The organism is Mesorhizobium sp. M1066 (assembly GCF_040318635.1).
Classification (GTDB): Bacteria; Pseudomonadota; Alphaproteobacteria; order Rhizobiales; family Rhizobiaceae; genus Mesorhizobium.
Genome location: NZ_JAMYMR010000021.1, coordinates 26,235 through 50,141, shown reverse-complemented (window position 1 = coordinate 50,141; position 23,907 = coordinate 26,235). Strand labels below are relative to the sequence as shown.

Below are 23,907 nucleotides of genomic sequence, written 5' to 3'. Positions count from 1 at the left end.
CCGTCCATTCATTCCAATCAGGAAGGATTTTCCCATGCCCAGCATTCCATTCGATGCACTTCGCCGACTGCTCCTGAAGGGCGCCATTGCCGTCGTCATCGGCCTTGGCGGCATGCCTGCCTTCGCCCAGGACAAGCCGGAAATCATCCGCATCGGCAGTACCGCGCCGGGGCATCTCAAATTCATCCTCGCCCAGAAGGACGGCTGGTGGGAGAAGGAGTTCGCCAAGGACGGCATCAAGGTCGAACTGGTGACTTTCAATGGCGGTTCGGAGGCGACGACAGCGTTGGCCACCGGCGCGATCGAATTCACCTATACCGGCAACAATCCAGCGCTGCGCGTTGCGGCGTCCGGCGCCGACATCAGGCTGATCGGCCTGTCGAGCTATGTGAAGGCCGGCGGTTCCTACATCGTCGTCAAGACCGACTCGCCGCTGAAGACGCTGCAGGATCTCAAGGGTAAGAAGGTCGCCTATTTGACCGGCACGGTGCGGCATTCGAATTTCAGCAAGGCGCTGAACAGCGTCGGCCTGACCACCAATGATGTCGAAGGTCTGAACCTGCCTTTCGAGGCATCCGGCCCGGCGCTGCTGCGCGGCGATATCGACGCCATTGTCGAGACCGATTCGACGGCGGCCAAGCTGGTCGACACCGGCGAGGCGCGCGTCCTGTTCGACACCAGCACCCATCCGGAATGGAACGTGCCCAACGTCATCTCGGTCAACGGCGCCTTCGCGGCGAAATATCCCGATCTGGTCAAGCGGCTGCTGAAGGTCGATATCGAGATTTCGCGCTGGGCCGACGCCCATCCGGACCAGACGATCAAGACCTTTGTCGAGGCGACCAAGTCGTCGGAAAAATCCGTCCGCAAGACCTATGCCGACGGGGTGTTCCATCAGGATCCGAAACTCACGGACGACGCGATCGCCGCCTTGCAGGGCGAGGAGAAATTCATGGCCAGCGCCGGGCTCCTGAAGGGCTCGATCGACTATGGCAAATGGGTCGACAAGAGCTTTGTCGATGGCGCCGCGGCTGAAGTCGCTGCCGTCCAATAGGCCCGGAAAGATCGAGCGGGCGGCGCTTTGCGGCGCCGCCTCGTACAGGTCAAATCTCCGGAATGTTCTCCTTGAAGATCACCTGCAGCCTTGGCTGGTGCAGTTCATAGGGCCGTCCCCGGACCGCATGGATCAGAGTGTTGAGCGCTTCGCGGGCCTCGACGCGCGGGTTCTGGTCGATCACCGCGTCGAGCGTGCCGTCGAGCAGAAGATCCTTGGTGCCGTCCGTCACCTCGTGGCCGAGGAAAACCATGGACTGGGCGCGGCCGCGTTCCTTGAGCGCGCGGGCGATGCCGGTGTTGCCGGCGCCGACATTGTAGATCGCGGCAAGGTCGGGATGCCGCTCCAACAGGGCTGACGCTTCCGAATAGGCCTTCTCGCGGTCGTCGAGCATTTCGCGCATCTCGACGATCTGCAGATTGGGCGATTCCTCCGTCAGGATATGGCGGAACCCCATCTCGCGTTCCTCGTGGCCGCGATAAGACAGCGAGCCGGCGAACAGCGCCACCTTGCCCGGACGCCCCGATCCCATGAAGCGGTTGAGCAGATAGCCGGCCAGCCGCCCGGCGGCGCGGTTGTCGATGCCGATATAGGCGACCCTGGGCACATGCAGGATATCGGACGCGATGGTCACCACCTTGATGTCGTTGGCCGATAGGGAGCGGATCGCTTCGCGCACCGTCGGATGGTCAAGCGCGATGACGCCGACGCCTTGCGTCTGTCCGCGCAGATCCTGCAACAGGCGAGCGAGCCGGTCAGGATTGAAGCCCTCTATGGTGGCGATACGAACATCGAGGTCGGGCCGCGCCAGAGCCTGTGCCTCGATGTGGCGGTGCAGCATCTTGATGAAGGAATTGGTGCCGGCCGGCAGGGCGAAGTCGAGCCGGATGACCTCGCCGGGCGAGGGCCGTGGCGGCGCACCGTTCGGGCCTTCGGCGATGTAGCCGAGGCGCTGCGCCATTTCGAGCACGATTTCCCGTGTGCGCGCCCGTACGCCGGGTCGGTTGTTGAGCACGCGGTCGACGGTGGCGGCCGAGACGCCGGCCTCCCGGGCTATGTCAGTCAGGGTGGAACGCACCGTCTTTCATCTCCTGCATGTGTCGGATCGGCTGGTGACGGCTTCCCCGCCATCCGCGATTCTGATGGGAAATGATGTATCCGCCCTTGGCCGATGTGCAAGCCGCCGCGCTAAATCAAATGGTCCGGCAGGGCTGCGCGGGGCCGGGAAGGGCCGGGTGCCCTCAAATTGAGGCATCCGGCGTGACGCATGGATCCCGTTTTTGTGCATTTCCTTGCCTTGTTGCAACGTTATGAGGTGTTTTGATTATTTATGATGTTGACAGTCTTGCCATGCTGCCGTCAATATCCCTCATAAGGGCCGTGGAGGAAACGTGGCCCTGAGGGAGGAGTTTCAATGTCTGACTTGATCCGCATCTCGCGGCGCCGGCTGCTGGAATCCGGAGGAAAGGCGGCTGTGATCATGGCCGCCGCTGGTATCGCACCCCAATTCATTCGTCCCGGCCGCGCCTATGCGGCCGACGCGCTGGCGCCCGGCATGATCGGCGGCCCGACGGGCTTCGATGGAGCCGAGCGCTACCAGTATGGCGCCGACACGCCGGAAGGCCGCGCCATCGAGGCGGCCAAGGCGCTGAAGGGCGCCGGCAAGGCGCCGGCCAAGATCGTGCTCGGCCTGTCCGACGGCTCGATCGGCCAGCTCACGCAGCCGTTCCCGGCCGGTGCGCCGTCGATCAAGGAGCTGTGGGAAAAGGAAACCGGCATCGCGATCGAAATCGTCGGTTTGCCGAACGGCCAGGAATTCACCAAGACGATGCAGGACATCTCCACCAAGGGTGGGGCCTACGACATCTACTCGACAGAATGGAACCGTCTTGGCGACCTCGCCGAAACCGGCGGCATCGCCAAGCTCGACGACTTTGTCGCGCAGCATAAGCCTGAATGGGACGATCCGGTCAGCGGCTATGTCAACGGCGCCAAGGGCGTGTCGCTGCTCAACAAATACCGCGGCTCGAACTATGGCGTGTCGCTGGACGGCGACTTCCAGACCTGGGTCTACCGCACCGACCTGTTCGGCGACGAAGCCGAGAAGAAGGCCTTCAAGGACAAATACGGCTACGATCTGGCGCCGCCGAAGACCTGGAAGCAGCATGGCGACATAGCCGCCTTCTTCCAGCGACCGGACAAGGGCCTGTTCGGCTCGACCGACCTGCGCAACCAGGGCTGGGGCTACACGAACTGGTACCAGCGCTATGTCTCGATGGCTTCGCCCAACCAATTCCTGTTTGGCGATGACGGCAAGCCGATGATCAATTCCGAGCAAGGTATTGCCGCCACCAACGAATATGTCGCTTCGCTCGCGCATCATTCGCCGGATGCGATCTCCTGGGGTTGGCCGGAGCAATACGGCAACTTCGCCAAGGGTGGTGCGGCGATGACCTGCGCCTTCTCCAACTTGCCGAAATTCCTCGACAATGCCGGCAACAAGGATTCAGCCGTCACCGGCAAGATCGGCTCGATGCTGCCGCCCGGCCGCGAGATCGGCGGCAAGCTGATCAGCCGTTCCGTGCTGTGGTTCTCGCTGACCGGCATGGTCTCGTCGCAGTCGAAAAACCAGGAGGTCGCCTATCTCCTGCTGCAATGGCTGGGCTCGGCCCGCATCTACGCATGGATGAGCGCCAACCCCGGCGGTTATCTGGACCCGTTCCGGCTTTCGGACTTCTCCGATCCGCTGGTGCGCCAGACCTATCATGCCTACCACATGGACGTCGTGCGCGAGACGGTCGCCCGCACCGTGCCAACCATCAACTATCCCGGCGCGACAGCCTTCCACAATGCGCTCGACGAGAACCTGATGGCGGCGCTGACCAAGGCCAAGACATCGGAGCAGGCGATGGCCGATACCGAGGCAGAGTGGAAAAAGATCGCCCGGCGCACCGGCGAGGACAAACTGCTCGAAGCCATCAAGACCAACAAGGAGGCCTGGCCGACAGTTCTCGACCCAATCGTCTGATCTTTCTCCCTGGATCATATCGAAGGAGGGGAGGAGCTTGCTTCTCCCCTCCGCCCACAACGCCACCAGCAAAGCCGCCAGATGAAGCGTTCCGTTCCTTTCCTGATATTCCGCTATGCCGCGATCTTCGCGGCCATGGCGGTGACGCTGGTGCCGATCCTGTGGATGGTATCGATGGCCTTCAAGCCGATCGCCGAATGGTCGGCGACCGGCGCCGACCTGACCTGGTGGCCGAAGAACCCGACGCTCAGCAATTTCCGTTTCGTCTTCGGCGAGTCGACCAACAATTTGATCGTCGCGCTCGACCGTAACGCGCTGAAGCCGATCCTCGCATCGCTGCTGTCGGCGGTTTTCGGCACGGTGATCGCCATGTCGGCGGGCACTGCCGCGGCTTATGGGCTGTCGCGTTTCGGCTCCGGCCAGAACCTGCCGCTGGCGCTGATCCAGCTCCGGATCTTTCCGCCGATGGCGGTCATGATCCCGGTGATGATCATGTGGGCTTTCCTCAACTTCACCGATAGCTGGTGGGGCCTGGCGCTGATCTACGGCATCGTCACCTTGCCGTTCGCCTTCTGGCTGATGAAAACCTTCTTCGACGACATGCCGCGCGAGATCGAGGAGGCGGCGCTTGTCGAGGGCTGTTCGCGGCTGCGCGTCTTCACGCGCATCACGTTGCCGATGATGCGCGCGCCGCTGGCAAGTGCCGCGCTCTTCGTCTTCATCCTCAACTGGTCGGACTATCTGATCGCGCTGCTTCTGACGACGCGCGAATGGGTGACCATCCCCGTCTACATGGCCTCGCTATCCTCCTCGATGACCGGGCAGCTCTATGGCGCCAAGGCGGCGCTTGGCCTGATCGCGGCCGTGCCGCCCGTCATCATGGGCATCGCCATCCAACGTCATCTTGTGCGCGGGTTGACGTTCGGGGCGCTCAAGCAATGAGCGCGGTGACTGTCATGACTTCCAAGGATGAGATGAAAGCCGTCGGAGCAAAGTCGGTTTCGCGCGATGAGGGCGCAAGGCTGGGTTTCCGGCTCACGCTGCCTGCGCAGATCCTGGTGCTGTTCATCTCGGCCTTCCCGCTGTTGATGCAGCTCTACATCAGCGTCACCGACTGGTCGCCCCTGTCGGGCACCGGCTGGTGGAACGCCTGGTCGATGTGGAACAGCTTTGCCAACTACACCGATCTCGCCGTCGACACGCGCTTCTGGAGTGCGCTGAAGCGTACGGCCATCGTCATGATCGTCTGCGTGCCGGCGGAATTCCTGCTTGGGCTGGCGCTGGCGACGCTGTTTGCCGACGATTTCCCGGGCAAGCGCGTCTTCTATTCCATCCTGCTGATGCCGATGATGGTGGTGCCGGCGGTGGCCGGCTACATGTTCTTCATGCTGTTCCAGTCGGGCGGCCCGGTGAACGACATCTTGTCGTCGCTCACCGGATCTTCTGTCACCATCGCCTGGCTGTCGGATCCGACGCTGGCGCTGATCGCGGTGATGATCGCCGACATCTGGCAGTGGACGCCGCTGATGTTCCTTATCCTGCTTGCCGGCCTGGTCGGCGTGCCGGAGGACCAGATCAAGGCGGCGACGCTGCTCGGCGCCAATCCGTGGCAGCGCTTCGTCACCATCGTGCTGCCGAAGATGAAGACGATCATCATCATCGCGCTGGCGATCCGGGTGATCGAGAACTTCAAGATCTTCGACACGCTCTACATCATGACCGGCGGCGGTCCAGGCGTCGCCACCGAAACCATCTCGGTCTACATCTACAAGCTCACCACGCAGGACCTGATCTGGGGCTATGTGGCGGCGATCGCGCTGGCCATATTGATCGTGCTCTCGATCGTCGCGGTGTTCGCCATGAAGCGCATGGCGCGGGCGCGCGAGGTGCCGGCATGAGTGCCATTCACCTGCAGAACCTTGTCAAGAAATTCGGTGACTTCACCGCGCTGAAGACCATGGACCTGGCAATCGCCGACGGCGAGTTCATGGCGCTGCTCGGACCGTCGGGCTGCGGCAAGTCGACGACGATGAACATGATCGCCGGCATGGAGGAACCGACCGGCGGCAAGATCCTGTTTGGCGAACGCGACATGGCCGGCGTGCCGATGGGGCGTCGTGGCGTCGGCTTCGTCTTCCAGAACTACGCCATCTTCACGCATATGACGGTGCGCCAGAACCTTGCCTATGGACCAAAAATGCGAGGGGCTGCCAAAGCCGAGATCGATCGCCGTGTCGGCGCTATCGCTGAGATGCTGCAGCTGACGCCGCTGCTCGACCGCAAGGCCGACAGGCTGTCGGTCAACATATTGCAGCGGGTGGCGATCGGCCGCTCGGCGATCATGGAGCCGGCGATCTTCCTGCTCGACGAGCCGCTCTCCAATGTCGACGCCGCTTTCCGGGCCGTCATGCGCACCGAACTGAAGCAGTTGCAGCGGCAGTTCCGCCAGACCATGGTCTATGTCACCCACGACCAACTCGAGGCGATGACCATGGCCGACCGCATCGCGGTCATGGATCATGGCGTGCTGCAGCAGGTCGGCACGCCGCTCGAGGTCTACAACGATCCAGCCAATGTCTTCGTCGCCCGCTTTATCGGTGCGCCGGGCATGAACCTGCTCAAGGGCAGGCTGGCGGAGAGCGATCGCGGACTGGTCGTCGATCTCGGACCGTTGGGCGTCACGCCGCCGCTGCCGGGCGAACTCGCAGCGGCCATGCGCGGTGCGCGCGGCGAGGTGCTTTACGGATTCCGTCCTGAACAGGCGACGTTGGTGCAGAATGGGCAGGGCCTCGCAATGCCGGTGACCTTTGTCGAACGGATCGGTGCGCGGACCATCGTTCATCTCGGCCAGGGCGAGGCGGCTGTGAAAACGGTGTTCGACAATGATGTCGGACTGGCTATCGGCGACACCGCTGTCATTGCCCCCACGACGTCGTCGGTGCGCGTCTTCGACGCCGCTACCGGCCTTGCGATGAAGGCAGGTTGAGATGGCCGATATCGTCTTCCGTAATGTGACCAAACGCTACGGCAATACACTCGCCGTCGACGACGCCTCGTTCACCGTCAACGACAATGAGTTCTTCTGCTTCTTCGGACCGCCGCTGTCGGGCAAGTCGACCATTCTGCGCCTGGTGCTCGGGCTGGAGACACCTGACACCGGCGAAGTCCTGATCGGAGGCAGGCCGGTCAACGCGATGTCGCCGGCCGAGCGCAACGTGGCGATGGTGTTCCAGAACCTGGCGCTGTTTCCGCATATGAGCGCGCTCGAAAATGTCCGCTTTCCCCTGGTCGAACGCCGGGTCGCCGAGGCCGAGATCAAGCGGCGGGTCACGGACGTCGCGGCGAAGCTGCATATCGGCCATATCCTGCACAAGCCGCCGGGACAGCTTTCGGGCGGGGAGCGGCAGCGCGTGGCGATCGCCCGGGCTCTGGTGCGCGATCCCAATGCCTATCTGATGGACGATCCGATCTCGGCGCTAGACGCCAGGCTGCGCGAGGAAACGCGCGTCGAGCTGAAGCGCATCCAGCGCGAACTCGGCAAGACGCTGATCTATGTCACGCATGACCAGGAAGAGGCGATGTCGGTCGCCGACCGCATCGCCATCCTGGAGGACGGCAAGATCAGGCAGATCGGCACGCCGGCAGAGATCTACGACCGCCCCGCCAGCACCTATGTGGCAAGGCTGCTTGGCTCGCCGATGATGAACATTCTCAGATCGGCGCGCAGCGAGGGCGGTGTCGAAGCGGCTGAAGGGACGATCCGCATCGAAGACAGGACAGCGCCCGCCGACGCCGTGGAGATCGGCCTGAGGCCGGAAGACATCAAGGTTAGACCGTGGGCGGATGGGGGCCCGGGCCGCCCGGCGCGAGTGTTCGAGGTCGAGCCGCTTGGCGGCTATACCGTGGTGACGCTCGCTGCCGGGCAGGCGCGGCTGAAGGCATTGCTGCGCGGCCAGCCCGACGTCCGGCCGGATGCCATGGTGGTGATATCCTGCGAGCCGGCCAGAGTGCATTATTTCGAACAGAGCGGCGGAGCGTTGGCACGATGACGGCCGCCGCAAGGAAAGAGTTTCGGGAGGAAGAGATGGCAAGCAAGGGCTTTGAGCCGGACGTGAAGGTCCGCACGAAGGAATACAGGATCGGCTGCGTCGGCGCCGGCATGATCATGGCCGAGTGCCATCTCGCCGCCTACAAGGAAGCTGGATTCCCGGTGGTGGCAATCGCCTCGCGCACCAGGGCCAGCGCCGAGAAGGTGGCGACGCGCTGGAGTATCCCCACGGTCCACGACACGCCCGAAAAACTGATCGAGGATGAAAATGTCGAGATCATCGACCTTGCTTTTCCGCCCGACCTGCAGCCGGCGCTGATCCGCCACGCGCTGAAGCAGAAGCACATCAAGGCGATCCTGGCGCAGAAGCCGTTGGCCTTGTCGGTCGAGGAAGCGGTCAAGCTGCGCGATGAGGCGGCCAAGGCCGGCAAGATCCTCTCGGTCAATCAGAACATGCGCTACGACCAGTCGATGCGCGTCTTGAAGCAGATCATCGACAGCGGCGCGCTGGGCGAGATCGTCTTCGGGCAGATCGACATGCACGCCATCCCGCACTGGCAGAGCTTCCTCGAGGATTACGACCGGCTGACGCTGGCCAATATGAGCGTGCATCATCTCGATGTGCTGCGCTTCCTGTTCGGTGACCCCTCAGAGATCACCACGCTGACGCGGAAGGATCCGCGCACGACATTCGACCATTCCGACGGCATCACCGTGTCGACGCTGCGCTTCCCGTCCGGCGTGCTCGCCGTGTCGCTGGAGGATGTCTGGTCCGGTCCGCGCCAGGATGGCTACAAGGACGACCAGCACATCAACTGGCGCGTCGACGGCACCAAGGGCGTCGCGAAAGGCACCATCGGCTGGCCGACGGGCGCTGCCTCGACGCTGACCTATGCCTCGACCGAGACGACCGGCGGCGAATGGGTCAGCCCGAGCTGGGACACGATGTGGTTCCCGCATGCCTTTATCGGCGTGATGGAGCAGCTGCAGCATGCGGTGAAGACCGGCACGCCGCCGGCGCTGTCGGTCGCCGACAACGTCAAGACCATGGCGCTGGTCGAGGCGGGCTACCGCTCGATCGACGAGGCCCGCACGGTCAAGCTTTCCGAAATCGCTATCTGATCACCGCAACTGAACACCAGACAACTGAATCGCTTACAGGGAGGAATTCACACCATGATGCAGGCAGGTATTTTCACGGGCTATTTCCCATACGGCCTCGAAGAGACGGCGAAGAAAATTCGCGGCCACGGTTTCAACACCGTGCAGCTCGACCTTCATTTCAAGGATATCGACCTGTCGGCCGGCCAGATCACCAAGGATAAGGCCAAGAAGGTTCGCGACACGTTCCGTGCCCACGACCTGCCGATCTGCTGCATCTCGGGCTACACCAATGTCATTCATCCCGACCTCGCGCACCGCAAGGCGAATGTCGATCGGCTGAAGGAAATCATCCGCAACGCCCGCCAGCTCGGCAGTCCTTACGTGATCTCGGAGACCGGTACCTACAACACCGAGAGCGAGTGGATGAGCGATCCCAAGAACAAGTCCGAAGAGGGTTTTGAGATGTGCCGCAAGGTGATCTCCGAACTGGCGCAGGAAGCCTATGACCACGGCTCAATGTTCCTGCTCGAAACCTACGTCAACAATGTCGTCGGCTCGGTCGAGGAAACGGTGAGGATGTTCGCGCAGGTCGACCATCCGGGCCTCGGCCTGCTGATGGATCCGACCAACTACTTCGAAAGCCACAACATCGACCAGATGGACAAGGTGCTGAACCAGGTGTTCGACACGCTGGCCGACAAGGTCAAAATCGCGCATGCCAAGGATGTCGCACGAGCCGGCGACGACAAGAGCGAGAAGCATGCGGACATCGGCGATGACGACGCGCTGGCCTCGCACACCTTCCGCGGCGTTGGCGAGATGGTCCTCAACGCGCCGGGCACCGGCTCGCTGAACTACGACCTCTATCTGCAGCGCCTGTCGCAGAAGAACCCGAACATCCCGGTGATCATCGAACACCTTTCGGAAGACGACGTGCCGAGGGCCAAGAAATTTCTCGACGACAAGTTCCGCGCCAACGGTCTCTGACCGGCTGTGCGCCGCCCTTTGCCGGCGGTGCATCCGGCTTGGAAGCAACAACAAGGGAGGAATTGCAGTGTTGAAATTCGGATTGAAACTGGCGGCGGCCGCGACTGTGTTCGCGGGAATCGCATTCGCCTCGCCGGCAATGGCGCAGGAAGGCCAGAAGACCTTCTACCTGCTGTCGCATGGCGGCCCATCGGATGCGTTCTGGCTGGACTGGAATGCCGGCGCGACCAAGGCCTGCGACCAGCTCAAGGTGACCTGCAAGATCTCCTTCAGCGGCGGCGACATGGCGGCGCAGAAGGAGGCCTTCAATTCCGCGCTTGCGGCCAAGCCCGACGGCATCGCCACCACCTCGGCCCAGCCAGGCTTGTGGACGGAAGAGGTGAAGGCGGCCAAGGCGGCCGGCATCCCGATCGTGTTCTTCAACACAGACGATCCGGCGACCGGACGGCAGGCCTATGTCGGCGCCGATCTCAAGGAGGCGGGCGTCATCTGGGCCAAGTATCTTGTCGACCACAAGATGGTGAAGCAGGGCGACAAGGTGTTCCTGCCGGTGGAAGTGCCTGGCGCCAGCTATCAGCAGCTCGAGACCGAAGGCATCGCCAGCGTCTTCGATCCGTTGGGGATCAAATATGATGTGGTCGATTGCGGCACCGACCCGGCCGGCATCATTGCCAAGATGACCGACTATATGGTGGCCAACAATCCGCCGGCGATCATCGCGCTCGGCGATTCCGTCGCGGCCAGCGTCAAGCGGGTGTTCGACGGCGCAGGCGTGCCGGCCGGCAAGATCCCGGTCGTCGGCTGGGGCAATTCGAAGGAAACCGCGGAGGCCGTTAAGTCCGGCTTTATCAACGCGGCGGCCTGGCAGTTCCCGTCTGCACAGGGCTTCATGCCGGTGGCGCTTCTCGGGCTCGCCGCGTCGGGCGAACCGATCGGCTACGACATCCATACATTCAGCCTCTACGACGCCTCGAGTGTCGAACCGATCCTGAAACTCTACGACACGAAGTGAAAACCGGTGCCCGCGGCACAGCCCGCGGGCACCACTTCAAAGCATGGTTCAAGCAGTCATGATGATCGCCGCAGAAGACGAAATGCCTGTCGGGAAACGCAGATCGAGCCTTATGCGCTCGCCGCAATTCTCCTCGCTCGTCATCCTCGTTGTCCTCCTTGCGGTGTTCGCCATCGCCGATGCCAATTTCCTGTCGCCGCTCAACATCTCCAACATGATGGCGTTCCTGCCCGAGCTCGGCATCATCGCGCTCGGCATGACGCTGCTGTTGACGGCGGGTGAGTTCGACCTGTCGGTCGGCGCCGTATTCGGACTGGCGCCGGTGGTGGTGATGCTTCTGGTGCAGAATGGCGGCGTGGATATCGGCGTCGCCCCCCTGGCCGGGCTTCTGCTGTGCGTCGCCATCGGCGCGATCAACGGGTTGATCGTCACCAAGATCGGCATTTCGTCCTTCCTGGTCACTCTGTCCATGCTGCTCGTCGTGCGCGGGGCGGCGCTGTATATCACGCAGGGCTTTCCGCTGAAATCCTGGGATCAGCCGGGCTTCTTCGTCACGCTGCTGGCCGGCAGCTTCAATGTCGGTTCTTTCCGGTTTTACACTTCGCTGTGGTGGTTCATCGGCCTGTCGCTGCTGGCGATCTATATCCTGCGCTATGCCAAGCTCGGCAACTGGATCAGCGCCATCGGCTCCAATCGGAACGCGGCGGTGGCGCGCGGCGTGCCGGCGGACGCCGTCAAGGTGTGGCTGTTCATCCTGACTTCGGTCCTTGCGGGACTGGCCGGCATGATAAGCGCCTTCCGCATCTCGGCCGCCTCACCGGTGGCCGGCACCGGCTACGAACTCGAAGTGATTGCCATGGTGGTGGTCGGCGGCACGGCGCTGACCGGCGGGCGTGGCACGATCCTCGGCACCATCGTCGGCGCGCTGATGCTGCGCGCGATCCGCAACGGCATCGTGCTGATCGGCGTGCCGGGCCTCGCCTACAACATCTTCGTCGGCCTCATCATCCTCGCCATGCTCATCCTGCACGCTTTGCTGCAGAAGAACGCTGCAAGGGGCTGATCATGGAAGTTCTCCGGCTGCAGAATCTGCAAAAATCCTTCGGCAGCGTTCGGGCGCTGAAGAACGCGTCCTTTGCTCTCAAGGAGGGCGAGGTGGTGGCCTTGCTCGGCGACAATGGCGCCGGCAAATCGACGCTGATCAAGGCGATCTCGGGCGTGTTTCCAGCTGATCGGGGCGACATCTATGTGCGCGGCGAAAAGGTTTCGATCCGCTCGACGCGCGATGCGATGGACCTCGGCATAGAGACCATCCACCAGGATACGTCGCTGGCGCCGGATCTCAGCATTGCGCGCAATCTTTTCCTTGGGCGCGAACCGGTCAAGCTGAAATGGCTGGGCGTGTTCGCGCCGCTCGATTTCGCCAAATTGCGCGACGCGGCGTCGGCGCTGTTGAAGCGCGTCGGCATCTCGAAAAAACTCGACGCCGATGCGCTGGTCTTAACGCTGTCGGGTGGCGAGCGCCAGTCGATCGCGATTTCTCGCGCCATGCAGTTCGCCGCCAAGGTCATCATCCTCGACGAACCGACCAACAATCTCGGTGTCGAGGAAACCCATGGTGTGCTGCGCTTCGTCAAGGAGGTGCGTGAGGCCGGTCATTCCGTGCTTTTGATCACCCACAACATCCATCACGTGTTCCAGGTCGCCGACCGTATCATCGTCATGCGCCGCGGCGAGATCGTCGCCGAGCAGACGGTTGCCGATACCGATCTCCTGACCGTGGAAAGCATCATCACCGGCGCCGACATGTCGGCCCTGCTGAAGGAGACGAGAGCGAAGTGAAGAAGTTGGCCGTCACATGGTAGAACTCTACGGCAAGACGCTTTCGCGCCGGCAGGTGTCGGAACGTTCGGGCATGCTGTCGCAATTTGCCGGCGTGCGGCTGATGACGCTTGGCGACGGTGTGGAACGCGGCATCCGCATGCTGGAGTTCCGCACCGGCTCGGGCATGCGTTTCACGGCGCTGGTCGACCGGGCGCTCGACATCGCCGATTGCGACTTCAAGGGCCAGGCGATCGGCTGGCATTCGCCGAGCGGCTTTCGCAACCCCGGCCTGCACGATTATGAGGGGGAAGGGGGCCTCGCCTGGGCGCGCTCATTTTCAGGCCTGCTTGTCACCTGCGGCCTCGACCACATATTGGGCCGCGAAGAGGTGCCTGCCGATAGCTACAACTACCCGGGCAGGAAGACCGTGACCCATTCGCTGCATGGCCGCGTCGGCACTATTCCAGCGCGGTTGACCGGTTATGGCGAGGCCTGGGATGGCGACCGCTGCGTGCTTTGGGCCGAAGGCATCGTTCAGCAATCGGCGGTGTTCGGCGAGGATTTGCATCTGATCCGGCGTATCGAAGCCGATGTCGGCGGCAACGAGATCCGGCTGTCGGACCGCATCGTCAACCATGGCTTCAATCGCACGCCGCACATGTATTTCTACCACGTCAATGTCAGCCATCCCTTGCTCGACGAGGGTTCGCGCTATCTGGCGCCGATCCGCGACGTCGTCTGGGCTGGCCATGCAGGCGAACGCTACGAGGCGCAGACGGTCGGTTACCGCACCGTGCCGGCACCGCGACTGGGCTTCAGCGAGCAGGTCTGGCAGCACGAGATGGCGGCGGACGCCAATGGCGAGGTGCCGGTGGCGGTGGTCAATGACGGCATAGGGCTTGGCCTGGAAGTGATCACGCGCAAGGACCAGCTGCCTTGCGCCTATCAATGGCAGAATTTCCAGGCGGGGCAGTATGCGCTGGGCATCGAACCCTCGACACACCATGTCTTGGGCAATCTCGCGGCGCGCGAGCGTGGCGAGATGATCTGGCTGGAGCATGGCGAAAGCCGTTCTTACGACGCGGTGTTCCGAGTGCTCGACGGCGCCGGCGCGATCGCGGCGGCCGAAGCGAAGATCGCGTCGATCGCCAGGCAGCCGCAACAGGATTATCCTGTGCCGTCGGGCAATTTTCCGGGATTGGCGGCCAGGGCATGATGCGAAACGAATGCTCCGGCTGGCGGGCCGGAAATCGGAGGTCGATGTGATGGAGAAAAAGCGCGACTACAGCCTGGTCGGGGAAAGCACGCGCATCGCGATCGAGACCGGGCTGGCCTCGGCCGAGTGGTATCACACCGATGTGCCGCGCAAGGCGATGAAAGAGCTGATGCAACGCTCGGACGGGCCGGCGATCCGCGACACGATCATCTGGATCGTTGCCATATTGGGCTCCGCCGCCGGGATCGTCTGGTTCTGGGACACATGGTGGGTGGTGCCGTTCCTGCTCGTCTATGGCGTGCTCTACGGCTCGTCCAGCGACTCGCGCTGGCACGAGTGCGGCCACGGCACCGCTTTCCGCACGCGCTGGATGAACGATGCCGTCTACCAGATCGCCAGCTTCATGCTGATGCGCAACCCGGTGACCTGGCGCTGGAGCCATGCGCGCCATCACACCGACACGATCATCGTCGGTCGCGACGCCGAGATCGCGGTGATGCGTCCGCCGGACCTGCTACGCGCTGCACTCGCCTTCACCGGCATTCTCGATTTCCGCTATTCGCTGCCGACGCTGGTGCGCAATGCGTTCGGCAGCATCTCGCCCGACGAGAAAAGCTTTATTCCCGAGATGGAGCTTCACAAGGTGGTCACAGCCGCGCGCTGGCATGTCGCCATCTATGTCGCGGCGATCGCGCTGGCGCTTTATCTGTGGTCGTTCCTGCCGCTGGTGCTTATCGGCCTGCCGCGCCTCTACGGCAGCTGGCACATGGTGCTGACCGGCCTGCTGCAGCATATCGGCCTGGCCGATAATGTCACCGACCACCGGCTGAACACGCGCACCGTCTACATGAACCCGATCAGCCGCTTCATCTACTGGAACATGAACTACCATGTCGAACATCACATGTTCCCGATGGTGCCGTATCACGCGCTGCCGAGGCTGCATGAATTGATCAAGCATGATCTGCCCGCGCCGAACCCTTCGATGTGGCATGCCTATCGCGAGGTCTGGCCGGTGCTGCTGAAGCAGCTTCAGTACGAGGATTATTTTCTCAAGCGTGAATTGCCGCCGACGGCCAGGCCATACCGGGACGAGTTCCATGCGCTGACCGTTCCGGCGGCGGCGGAATAGGGAGAGGCAGATGGCCGACTGGGTTGAAGCGTGTGGCGTCGACGATGTCGAGGAAGAGGATGTCATCCGCTTCGATCATGGCGGCCGTACCTTCGCCATCTATCGCAGTCCCGATGACGAGTACTTCGCAACCGACGGGTACTGCACGCATGAGAAGGCGCATCTGGCCGATGGGCTGGTGATGGACGACATCATCGAATGCCCCAAGCACAATGGCCGCTTCAACTACAAGACGGGTGTGGCCCGAGGCGCACCGGTATGCGTCAATCTCGCCACCTATCCGGTGAAGGTCGAGGCTGGCAAAGTGATGATCCAGATCGGCTGACCTGCCGCCGAATGCAACTGAGGGGACCTTTTGATGAGCCGAAAAAGACCGACGGTGGCGGATTTGCGCGCCATGAAGGGCAAGCGCCAGCTAACCATGCTGCGTGTGCTGACGATGGACGAGGCAGAGGCTGCGGAGCGCGCAGGGGTCGACATCGTCTCGGTGCCGCCCGAACTGGTGCTCAACCCGCAATACCGCGACGCAGCGCCCAGCCTGTTCACCATGCCGGGCGACAATTTCTACGAGATCGGCACGGCGGACGATTTCGTGCGCTGGGCTTTCCGGCTCTACAAGGCCGGCGCCGACGCAGTCTATTGCAGCGCCGGCTACGCCACGATCAAGCGGATGGCCGATGACAATATCCCGGTGATCGGCCATGTCGGGCTGATCCCCTCGCGGGCCACCTGGACCGGCGGCTTCAAGGCGGTCGGCAAGACCGCCGATACCGCCATGGAGGTCTTCGCGGCAGTGAAGCAACTGGAGGCCGCCGGCGCCGTCGGCGCCGAAATCGAGGTCGTACCGGTCGAGGTGGCCAAGGCGATCTCGGAACGCACATCGTTGATCATGCTGTCGATGGGGGCGGGCACCGGTTGCGATGCGCAATATCTATTCGCCGACGACATCCTCGGCCAGAACCGGGGCCACATGCCTCGCCACTCCAAGGTCTACCGCAACTTCGCCGCCGAGTATGATCGTTTGCAGGCCGAGCGTATCGCCGCGTTCTCGGAATACGTTGCCGACGTCAACAGTCTCGCCTATCCCGAAGACAAGCATGTGGTGCATATGGATCCGGCTGAGCTCAGCCTGTTCATGAAAAGGGTCGACAGGGCGTGAAATCTCAAGGCAATGATGCGACGGACGAGGCCGCGCCGGTTCATATTCTCACGCTTTCCTGCGAGGATCGGCCGGGAATCGTCGCCGCGGTCACGGCGGAGCTTGCCGCGAACGGCGCCAACATCGCCGAAAGCAGCCAGTTCTGGGACCGGCAGACCAATCGCTTTTTCATGCGGATCGCCTTCATCAGCCCGCCAGGCTCGACCAGGGACAGTCTGGAACGGGCCCTGAAATCAAGCGTCGATCGCTTTGGCATGAAGACCGCGCTGGTCGATCAGGGACGCCGGCCGAAGATCATCGTCATGGTCTCCAGGTTCGACCACGCGCTTCTGCATCTGCTGTACCAGATCAGGGTCGGCTGGCTGAACGCGGAGGTTGCCGCCGTCGTCTCCAACCACGAGGATGCCCGCCGCTTCGCCGAACTGGAGGGCATTCCCTACCACCATTGGCCGACCACCAAGGAGAACAAGGCCGAACAGGAACAGAAGCTGCTGGACCTGGTGCAGCGGACGGGGGCCGAACTGGTCATCCTGGCGCGCTACATGCAGGTCTTTTCGAAAGGCCTGTCGGACCGGCTGTTCGGACGGGCGATCAACATCCACCATTCCTTCCTGCCGAGCTTCAAGGGCGCCAAGCCGTATCACCAGGCCTTCGACCGCGGCGTCAAGCTGATCGGTGCGACGGCGCATTACGTCACCTCCGACCTCGACGAGGGCCCGATCATCGATCAGGAGACCGAACGCGTCACCCATGCTATGAGCGCCGAGGATTTCGTCGCCGTCGGGCGCGACATCGAAAGCCGGGTGCTAGCGCGCGCGGTCAAGCTGCATCTCGAAGCCCGCGTCATGCTCAACGGCCACAAGACCGTCGTTTTCTGAGCGAAGCCGCGTCAGGCCGGCCAGCTGCCGCCGGCGAGCGCGGCGTAAAGTGCCTCGGCCTCGATGCCGAGCGGCCGGTCCTCCTTCAGCGGGGGGACGAGCGCGCGGATCGCCGTGTGAATTGCGGCGGTGCGTGGCGCTGGCGTGAAACCGTCGCGCAGGTCGACCGCTTGTGCGGCCGCCATCAGCTCGAAAGCGATCAGCCGCTGCCACAGCGCGATCATCCCGGCGCATTTCGCCACCGCCAGAGGCGTCTGCGTGGCGTGATCCTCGACGCCTTCCGACACGGCCAGGAAGTCGAGCATCACCGGATTGGCCTTGTGGCGGATGGCGGCCAGGATCGAGGTCACCGTCTTCTGCAACGGTACGAAGCCGGCCGAGGCGCCGCCGACCGGCGACAGATATTTCGGCAGGCCATTGCGGCCCGAACCGGTGAGCTGGATGAAGCGGGCTGCACTGGCCGCGGCACATTGGGCGATCGCCAGGCCGAGCGCCTCGAAGGCGAGCGCCAGTGCGGCGGTGTGGAAATTGCCGGTCGACAGCACCAGCTCATCATCGCACAGCACCAGCGGATTGTCGGCGGCGGCGTTGAGTTCGATCTCGACAGCCTGTCTCGCCTGACCGATCGCCTCGATCAGCGCGCCATGGATCGGCGGCATGCAGCGGACCGACAGCGGGTCCTGCAAGGTGGTCGGCGCCGGCGCCTCGTCTCGGGCGAGCAAATCGTGCAGCACCTTGGCTGCTTGCTGCTGGCCTGCCGCCGGACGCGCCATATGCAGGCGCGGATCGAGGATGGTGCGGTTGGCACCGAAACCTTCCATGGTCAGCGCCCCGGCCTGCTGTTGCTGGGCAAGAGCCGACAGCGCATCCGTCACCGCAAGCGCGCCGCTGCCGGCGGACACCGCCGAGGCATTGATCAGCGACAGCCCGTCCTTCGGCGCCAGGCTGATGGGGGCGAGGCGCGCCATCATCAGCGCCTTGGCTGCCGGCATGCGACGGCCCTGATAGTCGGCTTCGCCTTCGCCGGTGAGCATGCGGGCGAGTGCTGTCATCAGCACCAGGTCGCCGGCGCCGATCGAGCCGAGCGACGGCATGACGGGATGGACGCCGGCGTTGAGCGCGTCGACCAAAGCGACGAAGACGGAAGGCGAAAGGCCGGAGCCGCCGACCGACAGCATCGATGCGCGGGCGGCCATGCTTGCCCGCACGGCTTCGACCGGCAACGCCTCGCCGACGGCGCCGCTGCGCCCTTCAAGCAACTGGCGCTGGAAGGCGCCGGCGTCGCCTTCGACCGCAGTGCCGAGATTGGCGCCGAGTCCGGTGTTCAGGCCATAGATCTGCTGGCCGGACGCGGCGGCCTGGTCGAGCACTTTTCGTGCCTTCTCCAGCCTGCCGATGATTTCGGGTCCGATCTCCACCTTGCGCCCATCGCGGGCGACCGCAGCGACATCGCCAACGCTGACGCCGGTTCCGGTGAGGACGAGCGCGGTCATGCGAAGCGCAGCCTCTGGCCGATGCCTTGCACCTGCGCCTTGGCCAGCATCGCCTTGCCCAACGCGATGTCGGACAGTGACAGACCGCGGTGCCAGAACAGGATCGTTTCGTCGTCGCTTTCTCGCCCGACTTTCAGACCGGCGGCAATCTGGCCGAGTTCGGCATGCAGCGTCTTCTCGCTCAGCCGCCCGGTCTCGACATGGGCGCGCAGCGAGCCGAACTTGCCGCCCTTGCACTGGCCCCAATCGTCGACGACCATTTTCTGCATGATGTCGGTCAGCGACAGTTCGACCGCGCTCATCGTGCCATAGGGCACGACCAGCGCGCCGGGCTTGATCCATTCGGTCTTCAGCAATGGCTGCGGCTCCGGCAGCCGCGAGGCCTCGACGACGATGTCGGCGCCCTCGATGCAGCTTTTCCAGTCGGCCACCGCCGTCACCGTCTTGCCGAGATCGGCGGAGAGTTTGGCGGCAAAGCCGTCACGGCTTTCCGGGCGGCGCGAATGAACGCGGATCTCATCGAAATCGAAGAGATGGTCGAGCAGGCGCACGTTCCAGTAGGCGGTGCCGCGCGCGCCGATATGGGCCAGCACCTTCGAATTCCTGCGCGCCAGATGCTTGGCGCCGATGGCGGTGACGGCGCCGGTGCGCATGTCGGTGATGACGGTGGCGTCGAGGATGGCGCGCGGCGTGCCGGTGCGCGGATCGAACAGATTGAGGATGCCGAATTCAGAAGGCAGCCCGTGCAGGTAATTGTCGACATAGTCGCCGACGATTTTCACGCCCGCCGTGTCGAGCGGCGCGACGTGGCCACGCAAGACATTGAAATGACCGTGGAAGGACGGGTCCGGTTCGAGATGGACGCGCGGTTCGATCACCGTCTGGCCATTGCCTTGCGCCACCAGGCCAGCCTCGACGGCAGCAATGATTTCGCCATCGGTCATGGCAAGGGCATCGATGTCGAGGGCATTGAGGTAGTCGATATAGATGGGCTTCATGTTACGCGGACACTTTCCTCGGCCACCCCGTTCATCCCATAGCAGGCCGTGGCGGCACACGAAAGTTTGTTGCGACGTCTCTGGACGCGGCCGGTGAGATGCTGTTCAAACCGGTTCCGTCATGACTGCCATTCCCGATACCGAAATCTTAGCCGAAACGGCCACCAATGCGCGGCGCGTGGCGCTGATCGTCGCCATCGCCTTCTTCATGCAGTTGCTGGATTCGACGATCATCTCGACCTCGCTGCCGCAGATGGGCGCGTCCTTCGGCGTGTCGCCGGTGGCAATGAGCATCGGCATCACCGTATACATGCTGACCATGGCGGTGTTCGTGCCGCTGTCGGGTTGGCTCGCCGACCGGTTCGGGGCGCGAAACATCTTCCTGCTGGCGATCGTCCTATTCACCCTGGCTTCGCTCGCCTGCGGCCTCTCGCAAACCCTGACCCAGTTTGTCGCCGCCCGTGTCGTGCAAGGGCTCGGCAGCGCGCTGATGACGCCGGTCGGGCGGATTCTCGTCCTGCGCAATGCGTCGAAATCCGAATTGCTCAACGCCACGGCGCTGATCACCTGGCCAGCACTGTTTGCGCCGGTGGTCGGGCCGGTGCTCGGCGGCTTCATCACCACCTATCTGTCCTGGCACTGGAATTTCTTCATCAACATCCCGCTCGGCGTGATCGGGCTGGCGCTGGTCGCCCGCTTCATTCCGGGCGACCGTGAAGCTGACCCCAAGCCGCTCGACTGGCCGGGTTTTTTCCTGACATCGGCCGGACTTGCCCTGCTGCTCTATGGCCTTGAACGGATTGCTCATCCGGAGGACGGCGTGCTGCCGACAGCGCTGCTGATCGTTGCCGGCATCGTCACTGGCTGGCTGGCGGTGCGGCATCTCAGGCGCGCGCCGCATCCGCTGCTCGATCTCTCCTCGTTCAAGGTGCTGACCTTCGCCATCTCGACATTGGCCGCCGGCACCATTTTCCGGGTGGCGATCAACGCCACGCCGTTCCTGCTGCCGCTGCTGTTCCAGGTCGGCTTTGGCCTCTCGCCCGTCGATGCCGGCTTGATGATCCTGGCCTATTTCCTCGGCAATCTCGGCATGAAGACAGTAACGACGCCGACGCTGCGGCGTTTCGGTTTCCGCTCGGTGATGGTCGTCAACGGCATCATCGCCTCGGCCGCGATCATGGCTTGCGGGGCGATCTCGCCGCAGACGCCGCAAGCGCTGGTGGTGGTGCTGATGCTGATTGCCGGCCTGACGCGCTCGATGCAGTTCACCGCGCTCAACACACTGGCCTTCGCCGACATCGATGCGGCGCAGCGCAGCTCGGCGGCGACGCTGTCCTCGATGCTGCAGCAGGTGGCGATGCTGTTCGGCGTCGCGGTGGCGGCGGCGATCCTCAATCTGTCGCAAATAGTCAGGGACCGGCCCGCTCTCGATCTCGTCGATTTTCGAATCGCCTTCCTGGCGATCGGCGCCATCGGGCTGGTGGCGGCGTTGCGTTTTCTCGTGCTGCCGCCAAGTGCGGGCGCGGAGGTTTCCGGCCACTCGCCGGGGAACTGAAATCGAATTCTCCACCTGATGTGGAGATAAATTCCGTCTTGTCCTTTCGCCTTGGTGCCGCGCTTTCGCGAGTGGCCGCAATGGCGCAACCAATTGCCAAAAAACCAGAGTTTTCCACGCATTGCGCTAGCTTGGGCAATTGATGCATCCACTCGCTGAATATCCGCTGCCATCCGGGTTCGAGCGCGGATTCATTTGACGAACCGGCGCTGAGCCGATTAGCTTTCTTCCTAGGGATGGCAGCGCTGCCATCGGGGCAAACGCAGACATGAACACGATCGGCTGGCCGAATTTCAGGAGCCTGAATCAGGAAGGCATTGTCTTTGCCATCGCGGTGGTGCTGTTCGTTGCAGCGGCCATCGGCCTGCCGGGCTTCATCGACCCCAACAATCTCGTCGCCATCGTCCGCTCCGTGTCGGTGCTGGGCATCCTTGCGCTCGGCATGGCCGTCGTCATCATCGGCCGCGGCATCGACCTCTCCGCCGTCGCGATCATGGCGATGTCTGTCGCCTGGTATCTGCAACTTCTGAATTCGGGGACGCCGGACGGGCTGGCCTTCGCCTATGTGCTGGCCGGTGTGCTGGCCATCGGCCTGCTCAACGGCTTTCTCGTCGCCTATGCCGACGTGCCGGCGATCTTCGTGACGCTGGCGACAGGCTCCTTCGTCTTCGGCTATGTGCGCTCGCAACTGATCACGCAGGATGCCGTGCCGGTGCCGCAGGGCCATTGGGTCGAGCTGCTCGGCGGCCTGCGCTTCCTCGATGTTCCCATCGAGGTGTTCGTCTTCGCCGGCCTGGCATTCCTGTTCTTCCTGTTCCTGCGCTACACCAAATGGGGCCGCTACATCTATTTCGCCGGCGACAATCCGGTCGCCGCCCGCAACATCGGCATTCCGGTGCGGCCGATGCTGGTGCTGCGCTATGTGCTCTCCGCCCTGGTCGCACTGGTCGCCGGCCTGCTGACGGCGGCGAGCCTGCATTCGATCAACACCCGGGTCGTCAACTCAACGCTGCTCTACGATATCGTGCTGGTGGCGGTGATCGGCGGCATCGGCCTGTCCGGCGGGCGCGGCGGGGTGCGCAACGTGCTGGTCGGTGCGGCACTGATCGGCATCTTGCTCAACGCCATGACCATCATCGACATTCCGCTGCTCTACCAGAACCTGATCAAGGCGGCGATCCTGCTGGGAGCGATCATCGTCGACGGCATCATCAATCCACGTGACGAGCAGACCGCCCAGCAAGGCGATATCTAAACCTACCGCGGACGGTTGGGGCCGGCCGTGAACAGCAACAGCAAAAACAGAGGATCTGACATGAAACTGATCAAGACACTCATGGCGGCCGCCACGGCGCTTGCCGTCACCGCCTTCGTGGCGCCAACCTTTGCCGCCGATGATCCAGGCCCCGCCGCCTATGCGCAGGCGCTCAAGGGCAAGCGCGTCATGCTGGTGCCGCTGGCGATGGGCTTCGACCTGGCGCAGGGTTGGTCGCATTACCTGAAGACAGAAGTCGAGGCCTGGGGCGGCGTATTCGAGACGCGCGATCCGAACTGGGTCGTCGATGCCGGCGCGCAGGCGATCACCGATGCCATCTCGTCGGATACCAGGCCGGACGTGCTGATCATCCATGCGCCGGACCTCAACTCCTATTCCAAGCTGATGAAGAAGGCGCAGGCTGCGGGCACCTACGTGATGCTGGTCGACAATCCGGCGAACTTCCCGGCCGACGCCTTTGTCGGCAGCGACTGGGATCGGCTCGGCCAGCTCGAAGCCGAAGCGGCGATCAAGGGTTGCGGCGAAAACTCGTCGAAGAAGATCGGCCTCGTGCAGGGCGATCAGGCCAATTCGTCGAGCCTCTATCAGTATGCCGGCATCATGAAGGTGCTGGACAAGCATCCCGACTTCAAGGTGGTGGCCAAGCCCGATTCAAACTGGGACGCGACGACCTCGCGCAACGTGACGACGACGATGCTGCAGCAGAACCCCGACATCTGCTCGATCATCGATTTCTGGGATGGTGACGCCACTGGCGCTTCCGCCGCGATCCGCGACGCCAAGCTCGACGGCAAGGTGTTCCTGGTCACCACCGGCGGCGGCGAAAAGGCAGCCGACTGCGACAAGCTGCAGGACGGCACCTATGGCGCCGTGGTGATGACCGATCTTGCCCGCCAGTCGGGCGACATGAACGCTATCATCAAGTTCCTGCTGCAGAGCGGCCAGCCGGCCGGCACGTCGCACACCTACATCTACACGCTGGAGAAGGCGACGACCAAGGCCGACCTGAAGCCCGACAGCTGCTGGGACCTGAAGGCGCTGCAGGCGCAAGCGGCGGCGAAATAAGCGACCCTTCTCAACACCGATGAAGAGGTGGTCGGATTGCCCGACCACCTCTTCATCTTGAATCCCAGATTGCAGCAG

General features: G+C 63.2%; 22 protein-coding genes. 19 read left to right on the top strand and 3 right to left on the bottom strand.

The window, feature by feature from the left end:
* The first annotated feature begins 34 nt into the window (after window positions 1–34).
* Window positions 35–1,054 (top strand): aliphatic sulfonate ABC transporter substrate-binding protein, encoded by a 1,020-nt coding sequence (locus NKH52_RS22995; protein ID WP_352733212.1) that lies wholly within the window; start codon window positions 35–37, stop codon window positions 1,052–1,054.
* Window positions 1,055–1,103: 49 nt separating this feature from the next.
* Here NKH52_RS22995 and NKH52_RS22990 read toward each other — a convergent pair whose 3' ends face one another.
* Complete coding sequence (locus NKH52_RS22990) at window positions 1,104–2,132, bottom strand: LacI family DNA-binding transcriptional regulator (RefSeq protein ID WP_352733214.1); 1,029 nt, start codon at window positions 2,130–2,132, stop codon at window positions 1,104–1,106.
* Between the two features lie 336 nt (window positions 2,133–2,468).
* On the opposite strand from NKH52_RS22990, the gene NKH52_RS22985 reads away from it, so the two are divergent.
* The 15 genes from NKH52_RS22985 to purU all read left to right on the top strand — a co-directional run bounded on the left by NKH52_RS22985 (window position 2,469) and on the right by purU (window position 17,442).
* A complete protein-coding gene (locus NKH52_RS22985; RefSeq protein WP_352733216.1) occupies window positions 2,469–4,082 on the top strand; it encodes an extracellular solute-binding protein in 1,614 nt (537 codons plus the stop codon).
* An 81-nt stretch (window positions 4,083–4,163) separates the two neighbouring features.
* Window positions 4,164–5,024, top strand: coding sequence for a carbohydrate ABC transporter permease (locus tag NKH52_RS22980; protein WP_013530821.1), 861 nt, complete (start codon window positions 4,164–4,166; stop codon window positions 5,022–5,024).
* A complete protein-coding gene (locus NKH52_RS22975) occupies window positions 5,021–5,980 on the top strand; it encodes a carbohydrate ABC transporter permease (protein WP_352733219.1) in 960 nt (319 codons plus the stop codon). Before NKH52_RS22980 ends, NKH52_RS22975 begins: the two co-directional genes overlap by 4 nt.
* Window positions 5,977–7,068, top strand: coding sequence for an ABC transporter ATP-binding protein (locus NKH52_RS22970; protein WP_352733222.1), 1,092 nt, complete (start codon window positions 5,977–5,979; stop codon window positions 7,066–7,068). Before NKH52_RS22975 ends, NKH52_RS22970 begins: the two co-directional genes overlap by 4 nt.
* Window position 7,069: 1 nt before the next feature.
* The gene (locus tag NKH52_RS22965; protein WP_352733224.1) at window positions 7,070–8,131 is read left to right on the top strand and encodes an ABC transporter ATP-binding protein; all 1,062 of its coding nucleotides are present in this window, start codon (window positions 7,070–7,072) and stop codon (window positions 8,129–8,131) included.
* Between the two features lie 35 nt (window positions 8,132–8,166).
* Complete coding sequence (locus NKH52_RS22960) at window positions 8,167–9,252, top strand: Gfo/Idh/MocA family protein (RefSeq protein WP_352733227.1); 1,086 nt, start codon at window positions 8,167–8,169, stop codon at window positions 9,250–9,252.
* A 54-nt stretch (window positions 9,253–9,306) separates the two neighbouring features.
* A complete protein-coding gene (locus tag NKH52_RS22955; RefSeq protein ID WP_127317901.1) occupies window positions 9,307–10,221 on the top strand; it encodes a sugar phosphate isomerase/epimerase family protein in 915 nt (304 codons plus the stop codon).
* A 67-nt stretch (window positions 10,222–10,288) separates the two neighbouring features.
* Complete coding sequence (locus NKH52_RS22950; RefSeq protein ID WP_352612604.1) at window positions 10,289–11,233, top strand: sugar ABC transporter substrate-binding protein; 945 nt, start codon at window positions 10,289–10,291, stop codon at window positions 11,231–11,233.
* Between the two features lie 82 nt (window positions 11,234–11,315).
* Entirely contained in the window at window positions 11,316–12,296 is a 981-nt protein-coding gene (locus NKH52_RS22945) for an ABC transporter permease (protein WP_352733231.1), read from the top strand.
* On the top strand, window positions 12,293–13,075 hold the full coding sequence (locus NKH52_RS22940; RefSeq protein WP_164780215.1) for an ATP-binding cassette domain-containing protein: 783 nt from the start codon (window positions 12,293–12,295) through the stop codon (window positions 13,073–13,075). The genes NKH52_RS22945 and NKH52_RS22940 overlap by 4 nt, the downstream gene beginning before the upstream one ends.
* Before the next feature lie 16 nt (window positions 13,076–13,091).
* Window positions 13,092–14,273 carry an aldose 1-epimerase family protein gene (locus NKH52_RS22935; RefSeq protein WP_352733234.1) on the top strand — a complete coding sequence of 394 codons (1,182 nt, stop codon included), beginning with the start codon at window positions 13,092–13,094 and terminating at the stop codon, window positions 14,271–14,273.
* A 49-nt stretch (window positions 14,274–14,322) separates the two neighbouring features.
* Window positions 14,323–15,405, top strand: coding sequence for a fatty acid desaturase family protein (locus NKH52_RS22930; RefSeq protein ID WP_352733334.1), 1,083 nt, complete (start codon window positions 14,323–14,325; stop codon window positions 15,403–15,405).
* 10 nt (window positions 15,406–15,415) lie between these two features.
* Window positions 15,416–15,730, top strand: a complete 315-nt coding sequence (locus tag NKH52_RS22925; protein ID WP_013530832.1) for a MocE family 2Fe-2S type ferredoxin — start codon at window positions 15,416–15,418, stop codon at window positions 15,728–15,730.
* Between the two features lie 33 nt (window positions 15,731–15,763).
* The gene (locus tag NKH52_RS22920; protein ID WP_352733236.1) at window positions 15,764–16,564 is read left to right on the top strand and encodes a 3-methyl-2-oxobutanoate hydroxymethyltransferase; all 801 of its coding nucleotides are present in this window, start codon (window positions 15,764–15,766) and stop codon (window positions 16,562–16,564) included.
* Window positions 16,561–17,442 carry a formyltetrahydrofolate deformylase gene (purU, locus tag NKH52_RS22915; protein ID WP_352733238.1) on the top strand — a complete coding sequence of 294 codons (882 nt, stop codon included), beginning with the start codon at window positions 16,561–16,563 and terminating at the stop codon, window positions 17,440–17,442. The genes NKH52_RS22920 and purU overlap by 4 nt, the downstream gene beginning before the upstream one ends.
* A gap of 11 nt (window positions 17,443–17,453) precedes the next feature.
* On the opposite strand, the gene NKH52_RS22910 is transcribed toward purU, so the two are convergent.
* Both NKH52_RS22910 and NKH52_RS22905 read right to left on the bottom strand, forming a co-directional pair.
* A complete protein-coding gene (locus tag NKH52_RS22910) occupies window positions 17,454–18,935 on the bottom strand; it encodes an HAL/PAL/TAL family ammonia-lyase (protein WP_352733241.1) in 1,482 nt (493 codons plus the stop codon).
* A complete protein-coding gene (locus NKH52_RS22905; RefSeq protein WP_352733244.1) occupies window positions 18,932–19,933 on the bottom strand; it encodes an ornithine cyclodeaminase family protein in 1,002 nt (333 codons plus the stop codon). The genes NKH52_RS22910 and NKH52_RS22905 overlap by 4 nt, the downstream gene beginning before the upstream one ends.
* Window positions 19,934–20,054: 121 nt before the next feature.
* Here NKH52_RS22905 and NKH52_RS22900 point away from each other — a divergent pair, with 121 nt between their 5' ends.
* The 3 genes from NKH52_RS22900 (at window position 20,055) to NKH52_RS22890 (ending at window position 23,829) form a co-directional block, all read left to right on the top strand.
* Window positions 20,055–21,488, top strand: a complete 1,434-nt coding sequence (locus NKH52_RS22900; RefSeq protein ID WP_352733247.1) for a DHA2 family efflux MFS transporter permease subunit — start codon at window positions 20,055–20,057, stop codon at window positions 21,486–21,488.
* 268 nt (window positions 21,489–21,756) lie between these two features.
* The gene (locus NKH52_RS22895; RefSeq protein WP_128303419.1) at window positions 21,757–22,743 is read left to right on the top strand and encodes an ABC transporter permease; all 987 of its coding nucleotides are present in this window, start codon (window positions 21,757–21,759) and stop codon (window positions 22,741–22,743) included.
* A gap of 60 nt (window positions 22,744–22,803) precedes the next feature.
* Window positions 22,804–23,829, top strand: coding sequence for a sugar ABC transporter substrate-binding protein (locus NKH52_RS22890; RefSeq protein WP_352733251.1), 1,026 nt, complete (start codon window positions 22,804–22,806; stop codon window positions 23,827–23,829).
* Window positions 23,830–23,907: the final 78 nt, after the last annotated feature.

What these genes read in the sequence shown, in the direction of transcription:
- NKH52_RS22930 (WP_352733334.1), top strand. Translation starts at nt 14,323, where the DNA reads ATGGAGAAAAAGCGCGACTACAGCCTGGTCGGGGAAAGCACGCGCATC.
- NKH52_RS22945 (WP_352733231.1), top strand. Translation starts at nt 11,316, where the DNA reads ATGCCTGTCGGGAAACGCAGATCGAGCCTTATGCGCTCGCCGCAATTC.
- NKH52_RS22935 (WP_352733234.1), top strand. Translation starts at nt 13,092, where the DNA reads ATGGTAGAACTCTACGGCAAGACGCTTTCGCGCCGGCAGGTGTCGGAA.
- NKH52_RS22985 (WP_352733216.1), top strand. Translation starts at nt 2,469, where the DNA reads ATGTCTGACTTGATCCGCATCTCGCGGCGCCGGCTGCTGGAATCCGGA.
- NKH52_RS22980 (WP_013530821.1), top strand. Translation starts at nt 4,164, where the DNA reads ATGAAGCGTTCCGTTCCTTTCCTGATATTCCGCTATGCCGCGATCTTC.
- NKH52_RS22970 (WP_352733222.1), top strand. Translation starts at nt 5,977, where the DNA reads ATGAGTGCCATTCACCTGCAGAACCTTGTCAAGAAATTCGGTGACTTC.
- NKH52_RS22955 (WP_127317901.1), top strand. Translation starts at nt 9,307, where the DNA reads ATGATGCAGGCAGGTATTTTCACGGGCTATTTCCCATACGGCCTCGAA.
- NKH52_RS22910 (WP_352733241.1), bottom strand. Translation starts at nt 18,935, where the DNA reads ATGACCGCGCTCGTCCTCACCGGAACCGGCGTCAGCGTTGGCGATGTC.
- NKH52_RS22965 (WP_352733224.1), top strand. Translation starts at nt 7,070, where the DNA reads ATGGCCGATATCGTCTTCCGTAATGTGACCAAACGCTACGGCAATACA.
- NKH52_RS22975 (WP_352733219.1), top strand. Translation starts at nt 5,021, where the DNA reads ATGAGCGCGGTGACTGTCATGACTTCCAAGGATGAGATGAAAGCCGTC.
- NKH52_RS22890 (WP_352733251.1), top strand. Translation starts at nt 22,804, where the DNA reads ATGAAACTGATCAAGACACTCATGGCGGCCGCCACGGCGCTTGCCGTC.
- NKH52_RS22920 (WP_352733236.1), top strand. Translation starts at nt 15,764, where the DNA reads ATGAGCCGAAAAAGACCGACGGTGGCGGATTTGCGCGCCATGAAGGGC.
- NKH52_RS22905 (WP_352733244.1), bottom strand. Translation starts at nt 19,933, where the DNA reads ATGAAGCCCATCTATATCGACTACCTCAATGCCCTCGACATCGATGCC.
- NKH52_RS22900 (WP_352733247.1), top strand. Translation starts at nt 20,055, where the DNA reads ATGACTGCCATTCCCGATACCGAAATCTTAGCCGAAACGGCCACCAAT.
- NKH52_RS22995 (WP_352733212.1), top strand. Translation starts at nt 35, where the DNA reads ATGCCCAGCATTCCATTCGATGCACTTCGCCGACTGCTCCTGAAGGGC.
- NKH52_RS22960 (WP_352733227.1), top strand. Translation starts at nt 8,167, where the DNA reads ATGGCAAGCAAGGGCTTTGAGCCGGACGTGAAGGTCCGCACGAAGGAA.
- NKH52_RS22895 (WP_128303419.1), top strand. Translation starts at nt 21,757, where the DNA reads ATGAACACGATCGGCTGGCCGAATTTCAGGAGCCTGAATCAGGAAGGC.
- NKH52_RS22925 (WP_013530832.1), top strand. Translation starts at nt 15,416, where the DNA reads ATGGCCGACTGGGTTGAAGCGTGTGGCGTCGACGATGTCGAGGAAGAG.